We start from the raw sequence: 15,106 nt of genomic DNA on the forward strand, positions 1-15,106 counted from the left end.
TTTTTTAATTCAACCAACGTATTTTTGTATACTCATACATTTAATTTCTGGTTGGGGTCTAAATGCCCATCCATGACGTAATTCGGAATTGTGAATTGCGAGTAGGGATTTTGATAAATCCGGGTAATTTAGGTTTTGTCAGTTTTTCCTGAATGAATGTCCTGTTTTGCATCTCGACTAGCTGTAGATGTGATTGGAAACGGATTATTAGGGAGAATTCTTTGAGCATCGAAAACGACGGTCGCGGCAGTGGCAGGTAGTGTTATAGCTTATTGTATTAGTTATGGATAGCGTCGGCGCAGCCCAATCTAGTCATCGCTATAGACTGGTGAAGCTCTAATATGAAGCTGGTGTTATGTTGAATGGGGCAAGAGTGATTAAAAAGGGTTAATGTCTCTTACCTGCTCCCAGATATAGCTCACCCACTTTCGGGTCATTCAACAATTCTTCACCAAGGCCGGAGATCGCATCACGTCCTGATTCTAATACATATCCACGATTAGCCATCTCTAAAGCTTTACGAGCATTTTGTTCTACTAATACGATCGCAGTACCTGCCTGATTAATTTGCTTAATCTGCTCGAACACTTGTGTCACCAAAATCGGCGACAAAGCAGCAGATGGTTCATCTAAAATCAGCAAACCAGGTTCCAACATCAAAGCTTTGCCCATCGCTAGCATCTGGCGTTCTCCTCCAGAAAGAGTACCAGCGCGTTGACGACGGCGATCGCTTAATCTGGGAAACATAGTAAATATTTTATCTTTAATTGGTTTCAAAGGAATGTTAAGCACAAAAGCACCCATCTCCAAATTTTCTTCAACACTCAAAGAAGGGAAAACATTGGCGATTTGCGGTACATAGCACATTCCTCGTTGGACAATTTGATTGGACTTTAGCCCCACGATATTTTCACCTTTAAAGGTAATTGTGCCTGTGTGGGGGAGCAAAAGCCCAAAAATTGCTTTTGCCAAAGTAGATTTACCCGCACCATTGGGGCCAATCACTGTCACCAATTCCCCTGGTGCAACCCGAAAATTCACACCTTGCAGGATATCTACATCTTTGATGTATCCAGCGTGAACATTTTGAACTTCTAATAAATAATCATTTGTCATTGGTCACTTGTCATTGGTCATTAGTCAATAGTCAAGTCAAGCATAACTATTAACTATTGACTGTTGACTATGGACTATTACGGGGTTTTTTGCAACTCCGGTCGTTCTTCTGGAAGAATCGCCCCTTCTACTGGGCAAACTTGGAGACAGATGCCACAGTCGATGCAAGTGGCAAAATCAATCCAGTACCAATCAGTTCCCTTAGCATTTTTGCCTGGGCCATCATGAATACAAGCTACTGGACAGGCATCTACGCAGTCTGCAACGCCTTCACAGACTTCTGTAACAATTGTGTGCGGCATGTTCTCGATTCCCTCTTTTCTGTATCGGCTTATTTCTAGACTAGCAGGGGAGCAGAGGGGCAGGGAAGACAAGGGGACAAGGGGGAATTATTGAACAAGTCTTTTCCTTGTCCACCTTGTCTGTTCTCCATGCCCAACGCCTAATGCCTTGTTTGGCGAATGACTAACGCAATGGTTCTATTTTTGGTGAGCCATCAGCTTTGATCCAGGCAATTTGGGCTATGCCGCGATCGCTTGCATATTGGCGAATCGCCTCTGCATCCCTTCCGCCCAAATCAATTTCTACCCGCACCAAATCAGTAGAATTTCTGAGTTTTTGCGCGTAGACAAAGGCGGCGGCGTTAGCGTTAGCTGTCTCTGGTGCTACCAACCACTCACTGGCTGGAGTTTCTTGTGGTAATTGCTGAGTAGACAACAGAACTTGGTATAAATCTTCAATACTTAGTCCAAAACCTATTCCAGGAATGTTTTCACCTTGAGGATGATATAGCCCCAAAAGCTGGTCATAGCGACCACCACGCCCTAAAACTCTGGCTTGGGATTCGGTATCACTGACAACTTCAAAGACGATACCAGTGTAGTAATCTATAGTTTGGATCAGGCTGAGGTCGAGGATTAACGGAATTTCTTTCTCTGATTCTAGTAATTCTACTAGGGATTTGAGGTTATTCACTGCCTCTCGCTGTTCTTCATCTAGATCCAAACTACTGACTTTTTGTAATACATCTGCACTAGACCCGCGTAAATCCAGGATGATTTGGGCGCGATCGCGCAGTTTGTCACTTAGGGGTAAATTATCTATGGTGATGCGGTCAAGATGAGCGATCGCACTGCGAACTTGATTTTGGAGATTATCAGGAAAAGCACTCAGGAGCGATCGGGTAATTCCCGCCTCACCTAAAATTAAATGCCATCCCTGCAAACTCAATGCTGCCAAACAATCTGCTACCAATAGCAGTACTTCGGCATTCGCCAGCAATCCGCCAGCACCTAACAACTCCACGCCAGCTTGATAAAACTCTTGCTGGCGGTTGTGCCTACTTTCCCAAGTGCGGCGAAACACATTGGCGTTATAATACAACCGTTGTGGATAAGTGACACCAGCCATCCGAGTCACAACAGTACGAGCAATAGATGCTGTTAATTCTGGACGTAGTCCTAATTCATCATCTTCGCCATTTTGTTGTAGTTGAATCACCATCTGACGCTGGATTGCTTCCCCTGCCATTAGGGTATCCATGCGCTCTAAAGTCGAGGTGATTATCCTGTGATATCCCCAACGATCAAACACCTGCTGTAACCGATCTTCAATCCAGCGTTTTTTCTCCACATCCAAGGGTAATAAATCCCTGGCTCCCGCTGCTGGTTGATACACCATTATTTTTTCTTCCCACCAAACAAACCACCGAACAAACCACTACCAGATTTCTCTGGTTGCTTATCTCCATTATTGAAGGATGAAGTCACCTTCTGATCGCTAGGTTGTTGTCCTAAAGCCTTATCTATTTTAGGTTTCCATTGCAGAGCCGTTTCGTCACTGGGGTCTAATTTTAAAGCGTTGTCAAAGTGGATTTTAGCCATTTTTAGCTGATTTTGCTTCAAATACACCATTGCAATTAAGCTATGACAGCGACTATTTTTCGGTTCTAGCTTCAGGGCATCTTGCAACTCTACTTTGGCTTGGGCAAATTGATTTTTGTCAATCAAAGATTGAGCGCGACGAATATACTGTTCTACAATCAAGTCTTCTTTTGGTGGCGCTGTTGCTGGTGCTGTATTTTTTGGTGTATTTGCCTGAGGTGTACCTGATTGGGCTTTGGATTGAGCAGGTGGTGGCGGCGCTACGGATACTTTACCTGCACTCCGCATTAAATACACTAAATTCAACTCACTAGCTTGGGCAGTGACTTGCAGCGCTTGTTCTAAAGAATCATATTGGGTTTGGGCTAGTTTCGCGATCGCAGTTTTATAGAAATGATCGATATTAGCCGCCTCAACTAACTTTTTAGCCAAGTCGGTGTTTAGAGTTACCGAAGCAGACTCTTGTATCAGACGCTTGCCAATTTGCGACAAAATTATAATATATTCAGTGCGAGTGCGATCGCCAGAGAGTTTTTCGTAAGCTGGGTTAACCAACTTTGATAACAATTCATTACCAAGATGTTTTTCAGCAATAGTTTCACTAAGACTACTGTCTGGGTGCAAACGACGGGCGACTTGGAGATAGCGTTTGCGAATCTCTTTGACATCGGCATCAACTGGAACGCACAACACTGCGTGATGATCTATGAAATCATATTTAAATAGTCCACGATCTATTTTGAAAGACATATAGAGTTTTTGCACCAAGGGAGCAGTTAGATTGCTTTTAGTTTACCCAAAGTCTGGGGGAAAGCCCCATCTGCTATACCCAAGCTGACAGTGGTGGAACCTGTAAAAGTTCGTTACTCATAGAGTCGTGAATATAACTATTTGTGGCAAGAATTCTACCTGACTCAATTTTGACAGTAGTGCCATCGTAGGCGGTGACTTTGCCTCCGGCTTCTTTTACCAAAATTATCCCAGCAGCAATATCCCAAGGAGAAAGTCCCCGTTCCCAGTAACCATCGACACGTCCACAGGCAACATAAGCCAAATCTAGCGATGCCGAACCGCTACGTCTAACTCCTTGGCTAAGATGGGTAAAGTGACTAAATTCTGCATAGTTGTTATCAGAGGTTTCGCGGCGATCATAGGCAAACCCTGTTACTAGTAAGCTTTTACTCAATTGAGATGTTGCCGAAACCTTGATGGGCTGACGGTTACGCGTTGCTCCTAAGCCAGCAGCAGCACGGAATAGCTCATTATGGAATGGGTCATAAATTACACCAACTTGGGGAACGCCATTAATTAACAGCCCGATGGAAACGGCAAAAAATGGGTATTGATGAGCGTAGTTAGTTGTGCCATCGAGAGGATCTATTGCCCAGAGGTACTCATTCTGTTGATTACCTAATTTCCCTGATTCTTCAGCGAGGATCGAGTGCTGGGGAAAGTGGCGGCGCAAAATTTCTAAAATCAACTCCTCTGAGGCTTTATCAGCAGCAGTGACTAAATCACCAGGGCGTCCTTTTTCAATAATTGCGTCTTCTAACTTACCCAAGTAACCTTGCAAAATAGCACCAGCATTCAAGGCCGCTTCTGTAGCAATATCGAGAAAAATTTGTAGATTTGTCATTTGTCATTTGTCATTTGTCATTTGTCATTTGTCATTTGTCATTTGTCATTTGTCATTTGTCATTTGTCATTTGTCATTTGTTATTGGGCATGGGGCATTGGTTCATTTCCCCTAGTCCCCAGTCCCCAATCCCTAATCCCCAGTCCTCAAAGATTTTGGCGGCGAAACTCGGCGGGAGTGAGGCGCATCGGTTTTTCTGGGTTCCAGATTCCTTGCCCCATGAGTCTAGCCCATTGTTGGGCACGTTCTAAACGCAGGTCATACTTATGGTTAGGCGATCGCCCCACAAACATTGCATTCCCTTGTTTGACTAGTTCTTCATTCAATAACACCTTATTTTTCCACACATAAGCTAGAGTTCGCCCGATTTTGTCTTTTGCTTCTAAATCAAACTCCAGCGTTACCGATTGTTCTACACCACCAATTAGATTCTCTAGCTGTTCTTTCGCTGCTTCCCCCCAAGGGCGCTGTCGCAAATCTGGTGCATCAATACCCACTAACCGCACTTGAGAAATCAAATTTGGTTGTTCAGCCATGCCTAAAACTTCCAAACTTTGCCCACTAACTACCCGCGCTACTTTCACCTGAGCCTCATTGTTTGGCAGCTGGTTTTTACCTTGGCAACTCACCAAGAGTAATAAGCAAGCCAAAATAGCTATTTTACGCACCCAATGACCTAGATACACAGGCATTATAAATTTTCCTATGGTTGCTGCTGCGCGTAGCAAGCAGAACCTTCTGCCTCCTGCCTCCTGCCCCCTGCCTCCTGCCTGCTTCAATTGTTTATTCCTCATCTAAGGGTAAACCCGCTTTAATTTTTCCCCTAGCAAAATAGCGTCCAAACTGGAGTTCGTAGACTTCATCTTCATCTTGCGTCTCCACTTCTAAGTCAGAACGGGGGTAACTCACACACAACAAGGCATAACCTTGGCGACGTAAATCGGGCGACAAGCCGATCGCCTCTGGTTGGTAAATTTCTCCTGACAATACTTTCACAGCACAAGCAGTACAAGCTCCGTTGCGACAGGAAAACGGTAGTTCCACCCCTTGTTTTTCGCCAGTGTGCAGGATGTAGCGGTCTTCTGGCACTTGTAGGGTGTATGTTTTGCCAGTAGCGCGATCGCGAACTTTAATTGTGTATATACAGGACATCTGGATTTGCGTTTTAGGATTGGGACTTTCAGATTCAATTTAAAATATCTTTCTTTATCTTTGCATTTTCTGGGATTGTATAGTATAATCATAAACTGTGGCACCTGGAGAGGTGGCCGAGCGGTTTAAGGCGCAGACCTGGAAAGTCTGTTTAGGGAAACTTAACGAGGGTTCGAATCCCTCCCTCTCCGTTGAATATATACAGTAAAGGGTTTTAAACTTAAATGTTTGCCATTTTACTGTTTTATACACTGACTTGTAGTTTAGTAAAATGGTTTAATATGTTTAATGAATTGGCTGAATAAATAACATCTATTACTATTACTTATACTACTAGCAAGCATAATAAATTGTCATTTATGTTAAGTAATAATGGTTTTGCTTATAAATAATGACTGATAAGTGAAATACCTGCAAAACCAAAGCCGTCAAAATTAACTTACAGCAGATTGCAAGTTAATGAAGCCCAAAAATAACCCCTTTAACCCTCTTCTTTAATAAGGGGAACCACTGCGTTACTTAGGTTCCCTCCGTTGTAGCAAGTGGCATGGAATTAAGGGGGGTAATTCGACTTGTATATATATCTGCCTTTCTTGGTATAGCCGTAGTCACACTCTTTAGGACATAAGGATGGGGTGAAAGAAGAGAGTTAGTAATAGTTTTACCTCCAGCAAGAACTGCCCTCTGCCTCCTGCCTCCTGCTATAACTTTCTGCCTGACTGCTACTAAAACCCCAACTACGACTGTGGAACCCACACAGAAACAGAACCAGCATTGCAGCGAAAATCAGCCCAGCCCTCATCATTGGTTGTGACAGGTTCGCTGATATGTTCGGTAATGTCAATGTAAGTGCTGTTGGGTTGCCCAACTTCCATCCACTTAGTCCCCTCTCCTCCATTACTCAGAACAACTGCCATACCGCCAGGGTGTTCTTCATCTCCTGGGCGTGTCCAGCCTATTGTATTAGGGTGATCGAAATAATCGTATTGGTCGCCAAAGGCATAGGTTTGACGAGCGTGCAAAAATTTATCAATTATCCATTGATGACTGTCGAGCCAAATCTCGTACTCATTGCCATCTGGGCCCTTATCCTTGTAATTAGCACCATAGTAATCGGCATAGAAGATACAGGGATAACCCTCACTTCGCAGTAAGATCAACGCATAAGCCAACGGTTTAAACCAGCTTTCTACCACAGACTCCAACGACTGCAAAGGTTGAGAATCATGATTCTCTACTAAGGTGACGGCTAAAGTAGGTTGCTGTTGCACCAAGGTGTTATCAAATATCTGCCGCATATCATAGTCATTGCCTTGGCTACTGGCAGCGCTAAAGTTATAGTGCAATGGCGCATCAAACAACATCACATTGCCTTCAGTTATGTTAAGGAAATGGTGCAGCGCTTCAACTTCATAAGACCAATATTCACCAACGGCAAAGAGATCGCGACCTGCCTTTTGGCGACAGTGAATTAGCCATTCTGGGAAAAAGCCAGCTCTAACGTGTTTAACGGCATCAAAACGAAAGCCATCTATATCAGTGGTTTCTACAAACCATTCACCCCAGCGATTCAACTCCTCACGCACTTCTGGACTCTCCATATCCAGATCGCATCCCATGAGATAGTCGAAAGCGCCTTTTTCCAAGTCAACGTTGTCGTCAAAATGTTTATCTTTGAACAGATAAACTGCATTTTCACCTTCGTTGTAAACGTTGTAATCAACTGCATCGAAGTGCCACCAGTGCCATTCCATGTCGGAGTATTTGCCCTTACGACCTGGGAAGGTAAAGTGAGTCCACACTTTAATCTTTTGCATTTCACCGATCGCCTGGTTGCGATCGTCTGGACTATAGGGCGTTGCTTCCACCTCTTCTTCTAAGTCTGCACCTAACTTGTGGTTGAGGACAACATCAGCATATACTCGAATACCAGCAGCTTTTGCCGCTTTGACAGCAGAGATATACTCGTCTTTTGTACCGTATTTTGTGCGAACCGAGCCTTTCTGGTCAAACTCGCCTAGATCGTACATATCGTAGACCCCGTAGCCGACATCGTAGCCACCCCCTGTTCCTTTGTAAGCTGGGGGTAGCCAAACAGATGTAACACCTGCATCAGCTAACTCTTTGACTTTCTCTTTAAACTCATTCCAAAGATTGCCATCTGGAGGGATATACCAATGGAAGTACTGCATCATTACACCATTCAGTTGAGCCATGTGTATCCCTCTAGTCAAATATTACGATGATTTGTTATTGCCGACACAAAAATTATACTTTAATTTTTGTTTGATGTTTTTAAATAGAAAAAAATCTATTAAAAAACTGCGATTAACTCATATTGTTTTCTTCTGCGGATGAAAGTTCTTCAGCCAGGTTTTTCTGGAGTGCTTCCAATACCGCGATTGGGTCAGCAGCTTGCCGCATCAATTCAGCTTCTAAATCATGCCGATTTATGACATTAGGCAAATCGGTACGGAGTTCTTCTAGTAAAGAAATGATCTTGGCAATTTTTTGCTCTGAGAGCAGGTTAAGCTGTAGCATCAGTTGCGCGCGCTGTTCGGCAAAGTTTTCTTGGCGACTTTGTCGCACCAGTACTCCGGTTGAAATCACCAATGCAGCCGCGTCTAAGCCTTGACCTGACCAGCTAAACGAGGGCAGGTCAAATGGCAAAAAGGGATCAAAAAAACTGCCAAAAATCCATAGAGCCAGTATGATTAGCAAACTATACAAAAATATCGCTCGCCCAAAGAATGTAGCGATCGCTTCTAGTATGCGTTGGTGGGCGGGAATATCTCGAACTTCCTGACTATGAAGTAAACTAATCGCTTCAATATTTTTTGCGATCGGGTCTGGTAATGGAGCCGTGAGCACTTGATTTCGAGAAGCTTTCTCCTTGAGTTTGTTAACAGTTGAACTGAAGTATCTGTTGGTTGTGTTGTCTGCGTTATCGGTCATGCACCAACTCCTGAATCTCAATGTTATTCGATTATTGCTTATCTTCCAGTGACGATGGCGTTTTAACCCACCGCAGGCGATCGCACAGCTAATAGTGCTCGATTAAAAATATGCGACTTACGCACTGTACAAATTAACCATAATATGAGTTATGGTTTTTGATTGTTTCAGGCGCTTTGTATAACCTCGATTTATTCATATCATGTGCTAACCACAGTTGCCAGGTCATTAATGGCAACAAGTCACTCCACTGCTCATACTGTTCTAGAGTACTCAGTTTGAATAGAGTCCAATATAACCGTTGTTTCGCAAATCTATATCAGTGGTCAATTTCAACCGATGCTTAAATCCTGAAACGACCAAACCACGTTAAATAGTTGAGAAAACTCTCAACTATTTGCGAGATTCTAAAAAACCTACTCTTAAAAGCCCTGCCCCCCTACCCCCCACCTCTTACCGATCCTCAAAACAGATGCAACTGCTGCCCCACATAGTATTAGGGCTGCAAAGCGAAAAGTTCCTTGAAACCCCGCAACGATCGCATCAGGAGGGGCAACAGAGACATCTGCACCGTTAGATATGCTCGCGATTAAGGCTCCAAATACTGCCCCAATTAGAGAAACTCCTACGGTGTTCCCTGATGTACGTGATAAAGACAATAGCCCAGAAGCAATCCCTAGCCGCTCTCTCGGTACCGATCCCATAACAGTGCTGTTGTTGGGCGATTGAAATAAACCTAAACCAATGCCGTAAATAAAATAGCGCGATACATAACCTAACTCAGTAATTTGAGCATCAAAAGTGCTAATCCCCAGACAGCCGCCAATCATCAACCCCAGCCCAATTGAACTAATTAGTCGAGCGCCAAAACGGTCTGAAAGTATTCCAGCTAGTGGGGCAATCAACCCACTTAGTACAGGCGATACTGCTAGTAACAGTCCTACTTTTACCGTTGGATAATGCTTGACGCTCTCTAGAAAGAAAGGGACGATCAGTAGCGAACCGCCAATAACAATGAATGCTAACCAGCCACTTAGCAAACCCATACTCAACTGAAGATTGCGAAATAGCTTTAGCTCTAGTAGTGGCTGCTTTAGAATCGTTTCAACTATCAAAAAAGTTGTGAAACTCACGGCGGCGATCGCTAATAATACTAATGCATTAGTACTGCTAAAGCCCTGACTTTGCCCTAGCGTCATACCTAAACCAAAACTACCCAGAGTCAATAAAGCCAATATGGCTCCCAAAAAGTCAAACTTCTGTTTGCCCTGAATGCGTGCAGAAGGTGGCACCACACGAGCTATTAAAAAACTAGCAATAATTCCCAAGGGTACATTGATAAAGAATATACTATGCCAGCCTGACGAACTTAAAAGCAATCCGCCAGCAGAAGGGCCAAAAGCAATTCCTAGTGACACTACACTACCGATGATGCCAACAGCCCGACCTCGTTCAGAAGAGGGAAAAACTTCTGTGATAATTGCTAAACCAAGCCCAGAAATGAACACAGCACCTAATCCTTGAAGTGCCCGAAAGGCGATCAACCACTCAATACTAGATGCAAAACCACACAACAGCGAACTGAAAGTGAACAGAACAAGTCCCCCCTGGTATAAGGACTTCTTGCCCCACATATCCCCCAAACGAGTTGCTCCCAACACTAAACCGGAACTGACCAACTGGTAACTCAAGACAGCCCATTGGGTGGTAGGAAAACTGGTGTTAAAGGTTTTCACCAATGTGGGCAAAGCAACATTAATGATGCCCACATCTAGGGTAGACATGAACACCCCAAGTCCAACACCAAATAAGACCCAATTTTTTTGAGAGCCTGATAAACCCAGAGGTTCTGCTTGGAATTGTGCCAACGTTTAGCCTCCACCTTTGACTTTACGGTTGTGAATAGTTTGCATACGTATATTCATTGTAGGGTGCTATCCTTGCTACCAAGACAATTCTTAAAAAGCAAGCTCTAGAAATAATCGGCAATAGTAAATAAGAAATGTCAATTATTAAAGTCACATCTGCAACTGTAAATAAGTAAGTTTTTGTATAATTAATGACTTAAAAAGCTATCTTATCTCGATTTGCTTTCGGACTTATTGCAGGCTTTGTGTCTGTTTTGCTATTTCACAAGGTATGTTGATGCTATATGCAGTAAATTTTACACCTCGCGCCCCTGATTCAACTTCTAAATAGGTGGGTAATGTTAATATTATCCAAACTAACCAAAATGGTTTGCTCCTTATTTTCAGCATCAAGTTGAAAATGTGTATATTATTATTTGAGAATAATCGGTCAAAAAATAGCGATCGTATTATTCACGTTAGAGCAATTCTGTATAAAGATGTGTAGAAACAACCCCACTACCTGCGGTACTTTCCGCCAGTTCGGGAAAGTTGATAGGGGTGGAAATGATGTGCAGCTTCACAAAGAATTGACTTGACTGAGTAAATCAAAGATCAAAATAATTTATGACAATGGATAGTTTTGGGATTTACACACTTGCTAATGACGTAGTATTTGACCAACTAGTAGCTTTGCTAAACAGCATTGAGGTGAATGTTAGTCCAGATATTCCGATTTGCATTATTCCCTATGATGACCGCTTAAAACGAGTTAAGCAAGAGATGCGTTCTCGACCCAATGTCACCCTATTTGACGATAAAAGCTCGCTCAAAAAATGGGAGAATTTTGCTATTCAAGTTTGGGACGCTTATCCAAGAACTAACCGAAAAAATAAAAATTCTATCGAATGGAACAAAAAAAATAATTTAATCAGAAAAATGTCTGCTTTTGATGGAAAGTTTGAAAAATTTGTATTTTATGATGCTGATAGTTTGGCAATGAATAAACTGGACAAGGTTTTAGAAAAACTAGACCAATACGACTTTGTGTTTGATGATTGGGAACACGCAAAACAAACTTCAGTTGCAGCTTTCGACTTGCCAAAGTTAGAACAAAAAATGTCTTTGCCTGAATCTGAAATCAGACGAGAAATCCACTGTTCTAGTTTTTTTGGTTCAAAAAAAGGTATTTTAGGCATTGAAGAATTAAAAATACTGAAAAAACGATTGATAGAAGATAATGAAGTTGAATTGATTAACGAAATTGCTTGGTGGTGTGACGCAGATTTATTTAGTTACATGACTTTCAGAATTGCTCGACCACTATTTAACTTTACACTTAGTCCCGATGGTGAAGAGAGAACTGGCAACTGTGCTAATGCAAATCTATTTGTAAATATTGATAATGTTCTTTATAACCAACAGGGATTAAAACCAATTCATCGCCTTCACTATATGGGTTATTCTGCTATTGGATTTGCCCGCTTGTGTAAAGGTGAAGATGTTGATATTCGTTACAAAAATGAATTTTTACACTATCGCTTTCTGAAGCAACCAGAGCAAAAACCGAAGCAATTAAAGCCACCCACAATAGCAGTTAGAAGCAATCGATTTATCAAAAAACTTTGGAATAAAATTAATCAAACTATTTCCTACACTTAGCTTTTGCCCAGCCTTGCTCATTATGCGTTTAGTTTGTAAGCAATGTCCACTCTCATCTTGCAAAAATGCCTAAAGTTAGTGTTTCCATTCCCACTTTTAATCGAGTTAATTTACTACCTTTCGCAATTGACAGTGTACTCAACCAGTCTGAGCAAGACTTTGAGCTAATTATTTGTGATGATGGTTCTAGCGATGGTACGTCTGAGTTGATGTCACAGTACACAGACAATCGGATTAAATATATCCGTCATCAGCAAAATATTGGTAAAAGTAATAATATGCGCTCTGGATTTGATGCTGCCAGGGGTGAATATTTTATTAAATTTGATGATGACGACCGATTAACACCTGATTTTCTTGCAAGTACAGCAGCTATTTTTGCTCAAGACTCTAGCATTGATTTTGTTGGCACAGACCATTGGATAATTGATATTAACAATGTGCGGGATGAGGCAAAAACTCAAGAAAATTCTCATCGCTGGGGTAGGAAGAATTTACCCGCAGGGGTTGTAAATAACTTGTTGGAAATTGTATTTATTCAGCAAAGTTTTCAAGTGGGAGCGACATTATTTCGCCGTAAAACACTACAAGAATTAGGATATATGCAGCCAAATCTGCAAAATTGTGAGGATAATGATTTATTTGTGCGTCTGGCTTTGGCTGGAAAAAAGGGCTATTACTTACCAGAATTATTGATGGAATACCGCTCTCATGCAGAGCAGCAAGGTATTAATCGAGCTATTCCTTATTTATTTGATAAAATTCAGTATTTAGAAAGTTATAAGTTTGAGTCTGAAAAATTAGAGAAATTTCGGAAAAATCGTTTAACCGAAACACAACTATTATTAGGGTTGCGTCTAATTGAAAAGGGTGAAACACAACAAGGCAGAGAACTAGTTTTAGCAGGACAGTCTTTTTCAACTGCTAAAGCTTGGACTGGTTTAGGATTATCGCTGTTACCAGTTGAGTTGCGAGGTAAGGCGTTTAATGCATTGCGACAGATGCGGGTTTAGACATTGACATATTCTCCAATTTACTTTTCGGCGTTGCAGAATAAAAATATGAATTAGTGCGTAGGTGTTGCTCGTCGTAGACATTGCACTTTAGGTGTGTAATTCTGTCTTAAACTTCTTAAGCAAAACTACCGTTATTTCCGGTAAAATCAAGTTCTAAGGAATGTGGATTTGGGAGAAATTTGGGGTGCCTACACTTGGTGTTAACATTGACCACATCGCCACTATCCGGCAAGCACGGCGGACGGTGGAACCAGACCCGGTAGCAGCAGCAGTGCTGGCAGAATTAGCGGGTGCTGATGGAATTACAGTGCATCTGCGCGAAGATCGACGGCATATCCAAGATCGGGATGTGCGTATATTGCGGCAAACAGTGCGATTGCATCTGAATTTAGAAATGGCTGCTACAGATGAAATGCTAGCGATCGCTCTCGATATCAAACCAGATTACGTTACCTTAGTCCCTGAAAAGCGCGAAGAAGTCACAACAGAAGGCGGACTAAATATTGTCGGGCAAATTGGTAGAATAGGAGAAATAGTCGATAAATTGCAAAGCGCTAACATTCCAGTTAGTTTATTTATCGATGCCGAATCTGCACAAATTGAAGCATCTGTCAAGGTACAGGCGCAGTTTATTGAATTACACACCGGACAATATGCTGAAGCTAAGGATGAAACAAATCGCCAGCGAGAATTAGCCATATTAGCCAAAGGTTGTGAGCAAGCGATTCAAGCCGGATTGCGAGTCAACGCTGGTCACGGACTCACTTACTGGAACGTCTATCCAGTGGCAGCGCTTCCAGGTATGGAAGAACTGAACATTGGTCATACCATCATTAGCCGGGCAGCATTAGTAGGTATGGAAAGAGCAGTTCGGGAAATGAAACAAGCTATGAGGGGGAATGGGGGATAGGCATTGGGCATTGAGAAGAGACAAGGTAGACAAGGAAGAGGGGGAGACTTGGGAGAGACTTGTTCAATAATTCATCCTTGTCCCCCTTGTCCCCTTGTCTGCTTGTCCCCTAATCTCCAATCCCCAGTCCCCAAAATTTAGAGGGGTTGTCACTGCGAAATCTAGAAATTGGGATCAAATCTTCAGCAAAAACTTCTATGAGCGCAACACAATCTAACAACCTGCCACTTTGGGTACAAGATAGAGATAAGGTGATAGCAGAAAGCACTGATGTCGAGTGGCGCTATCAGACACCGCCTGATTATTCGCGTTCCAAAGAAAATCTTGCCAAAGAAAGTATTTACAATCACCTTGAAGGTACACTAGAAGCGATCGTACAAAACTTGGTGCGAACCTTTGAGATGGAGGTATCATTCAAAGCTAACCCGCAACAGTGGTTATCTATTGTTAATGAACAGTTTCGCGTCAGTACCAATGGTGGAGTAGAGTACACAGCAGCAGATGTATCAGCCCAAGGTACTTACAATCTATTTATGGCTGATTCAGAACATTACAAGGCTTCAGAAGAAAGCTTTGAATCATCCGCAAAAGTCTTCCACACAACATTTCCTCAAGGATTTCCTTGGGAAGTGCTGGAAGTTTTCTCAGGGCCACCGAATGTAACATTTAAATGGCGGCATTGGGGACATTTTAACGGAGAATACAAAGACCATGCACCTACTGGAGAGACGCTAGAAATTATCGGCATGAGCATTGCAAAAGTTACCGATGACTTGAAGATTATTTCCTTAGAACATTATTTTGACAATAATCTGTTCTTGGAAAAGCTAATATCTGGTGGCAAACAGATAAAATCTGAAAACCAGAAAAGTGCTTGTCCCTTCAGTTCTTGGTTCAAGAAATCTCAAAAAAGTTAGCTTGTAAGGGTA

At 42.3% G+C, this 15,106-nt stretch carries 14 protein-coding genes and 1 tRNA gene; 5 read left to right on the plus strand and 10 right to left on the minus strand.

All coding sequences use genetic code 11. The features are described from left to right. Positions 1–387 precede the first annotated feature (387 nt). From V7K79_RS01455 to V7K79_RS01485, 7 genes are all read right to left on the minus strand, one after another. Positions 388–1,116 (minus strand): ABC transporter ATP-binding protein, encoded by a 729-nt coding sequence (locus V7K79_RS01455; RefSeq protein WP_335044021.1) that lies wholly within the window; start codon positions 1,114–1,116, stop codon positions 388–390. A 77-nt stretch (positions 1,117–1,193) separates the two neighbouring features. Next, positions 1,194–1,418: an indolepyruvate ferredoxin oxidoreductase subunit alpha gene (locus V7K79_RS01460; protein ID WP_104907250.1), complete on the minus strand. Its 225-nt coding sequence runs from the start codon at positions 1,416–1,418 to the stop codon at positions 1,194–1,196. A gap of 163 nt (positions 1,419–1,581) precedes the next feature. Then, entirely contained in the window at positions 1,582–2,796 is a 1,215-nt protein-coding gene (locus tag V7K79_RS01465; RefSeq protein WP_335044023.1) for an ATP phosphoribosyltransferase regulatory subunit, read from the minus strand. Next, positions 2,796–3,749 carry a J domain-containing protein gene (locus V7K79_RS01470; protein ID WP_335044025.1) on the minus strand — a complete coding sequence of 318 codons (954 nt, stop codon included), beginning with the start codon at positions 3,747–3,749 and terminating at the stop codon, positions 2,796–2,798. The genes V7K79_RS01465 and V7K79_RS01470 overlap by 1 nt, the downstream gene beginning before the upstream one ends. Positions 3,750–3,822: 73 nt before the next feature. Further along, positions 3,823–4,635, minus strand: coding sequence for an inositol monophosphatase family protein (locus tag V7K79_RS01475; protein WP_335044026.1), 813 nt, complete (start codon positions 4,633–4,635; stop codon positions 3,823–3,825). Positions 4,636–4,781: 146 nt separating this feature from the next. Then, complete coding sequence (locus tag V7K79_RS01480; protein ID WP_335044029.1) at positions 4,782–5,327, minus strand: thermonuclease family protein; 546 nt, start codon at positions 5,325–5,327, stop codon at positions 4,782–4,784. A gap of 91 nt (positions 5,328–5,418) precedes the next feature. Next, positions 5,419–5,787 carry a 2Fe-2S iron-sulfur cluster-binding protein gene (locus V7K79_RS01485; RefSeq protein ID WP_335044030.1) on the minus strand — a complete coding sequence of 123 codons (369 nt, stop codon included), beginning with the start codon at positions 5,785–5,787 and terminating at the stop codon, positions 5,419–5,421. Positions 5,788–5,893: 106 nt separating this feature from the next. On the opposite strand from V7K79_RS01485, the gene V7K79_RS01490 reads away from it, so the two are divergent. Then, positions 5,894–5,978 (plus strand) — tRNA-Ser (locus V7K79_RS01490). Between the two features lie 546 nt (positions 5,979–6,524). On the opposite strand, the gene V7K79_RS01495 is transcribed toward V7K79_RS01490, so the two are convergent. From V7K79_RS01495 to V7K79_RS01505, 3 genes are all read right to left on the minus strand, one after another. Further along, a complete protein-coding gene (locus V7K79_RS01495; protein ID WP_335044032.1) occupies positions 6,525–8,003 on the minus strand; it encodes an alpha-amylase in 1,479 nt (492 codons plus the stop codon). A 112-nt stretch (positions 8,004–8,115) separates the two neighbouring features. Beyond that, entirely contained in the window at positions 8,116–8,742 is a 627-nt protein-coding gene (locus V7K79_RS01500; RefSeq protein WP_335044034.1) for a DUF1003 domain-containing protein, read from the minus strand. A gap of 422 nt (positions 8,743–9,164) precedes the next feature. Beyond that, complete coding sequence (locus tag V7K79_RS01505) at positions 9,165–10,610, minus strand: DHA2 family efflux MFS transporter permease subunit (protein ID WP_335044036.1); 1,446 nt, start codon at positions 10,608–10,610, stop codon at positions 9,165–9,167. A gap of 606 nt (positions 10,611–11,216) precedes the next feature. Between V7K79_RS01505 and V7K79_RS01510 the strand changes: the two genes are divergently transcribed. The 4 genes from V7K79_RS01510 (at position 11,217) to V7K79_RS01525 (ending at position 15,094) form a co-directional block, all read left to right on the plus strand. After that, positions 11,217–12,251 (plus strand): Npun_R2821/Npun_R2822 family protein, encoded by a 1,035-nt coding sequence (locus V7K79_RS01510; RefSeq protein WP_335044038.1) that lies wholly within the window; start codon positions 11,217–11,219, stop codon positions 12,249–12,251. Between the two features lie 65 nt (positions 12,252–12,316). Continuing rightward, complete coding sequence (locus V7K79_RS01515) at positions 12,317–13,264, plus strand: glycosyltransferase family 2 protein (protein ID WP_335044040.1); 948 nt, start codon at positions 12,317–12,319, stop codon at positions 13,262–13,264. 187 nt (positions 13,265–13,451) lie between these two features. Further along, positions 13,452–14,177, plus strand: a complete 726-nt coding sequence (locus V7K79_RS01520; RefSeq protein ID WP_335044042.1) for a pyridoxine 5'-phosphate synthase — start codon at positions 13,452–13,454, stop codon at positions 14,175–14,177. Between the two features lie 197 nt (positions 14,178–14,374). Next, on the plus strand, positions 14,375–15,094 hold the full coding sequence (locus V7K79_RS01525; RefSeq protein WP_335044044.1) for a SnoaL-like polyketide cyclase: 720 nt from the start codon (positions 14,375–14,377) through the stop codon (positions 15,092–15,094). Positions 15,095–15,106 lie beyond the last annotated feature (12 nt).

It is taken from the genome of Nostoc sp., from assembly GCF_036917575.1.
In the GTDB taxonomy this organism is placed as follows: domain Bacteria; phylum Cyanobacteriota; class Cyanobacteriia; order Cyanobacteriales; family Nostocaceae; genus Nostoc.

Excerpts from the sequence above, each read along its gene's own strand:
- V7K79_RS01500 (WP_335044034.1), bottom strand. The coding sequence starts at position 8,742 with ATGACCGATAACGCAGACAACACAACCAACAGATACTTCAGTTCAACT.
- V7K79_RS01465 (WP_335044023.1), bottom strand. The coding sequence starts at position 2,796 with ATGGTGTATCAACCAGCAGCGGGAGCCAGGGATTTATTACCCTTGGAT.
- V7K79_RS01455 (WP_335044021.1), bottom strand. The coding sequence starts at position 1,116 with ATGACAAATGATTATTTATTAGAAGTTCAAAATGTTCACGCTGGATAC.
- V7K79_RS01495 (WP_335044032.1), bottom strand. The coding sequence starts at position 8,003 with ATGGCTCAACTGAATGGTGTAATGATGCAGTACTTCCATTGGTATATC.
- V7K79_RS01515 (WP_335044040.1), top strand. The coding sequence starts at position 12,317 with ATGCCTAAAGTTAGTGTTTCCATTCCCACTTTTAATCGAGTTAATTTA.
- V7K79_RS01460 (WP_104907250.1), bottom strand. The coding sequence starts at position 1,418 with ATGCCGCACACAATTGTTACAGAAGTCTGTGAAGGCGTTGCAGACTGC.
- V7K79_RS01470 (WP_335044025.1), bottom strand. The coding sequence starts at position 3,749 with ATGTCTTTCAAAATAGATCGTGGACTATTTAAATATGATTTCATAGAT.
- V7K79_RS01510 (WP_335044038.1), top strand. The coding sequence starts at position 11,217 with ATGACAATGGATAGTTTTGGGATTTACACACTTGCTAATGACGTAGTA.
- V7K79_RS01480 (WP_335044029.1), bottom strand. The coding sequence starts at position 5,327 with ATGCCTGTGTATCTAGGTCATTGGGTGCGTAAAATAGCTATTTTGGCT.
- V7K79_RS01485 (WP_335044030.1), bottom strand. The coding sequence starts at position 5,787 with ATGTCCTGTATATACACAATTAAAGTTCGCGATCGCGCTACTGGCAAA.
- V7K79_RS01475 (WP_335044026.1), bottom strand. The coding sequence starts at position 4,635 with ATGACAAATCTACAAATTTTTCTCGATATTGCTACAGAAGCGGCCTTG.
- V7K79_RS01525 (WP_335044044.1), top strand. The coding sequence starts at position 14,375 with ATGAGCGCAACACAATCTAACAACCTGCCACTTTGGGTACAAGATAGA.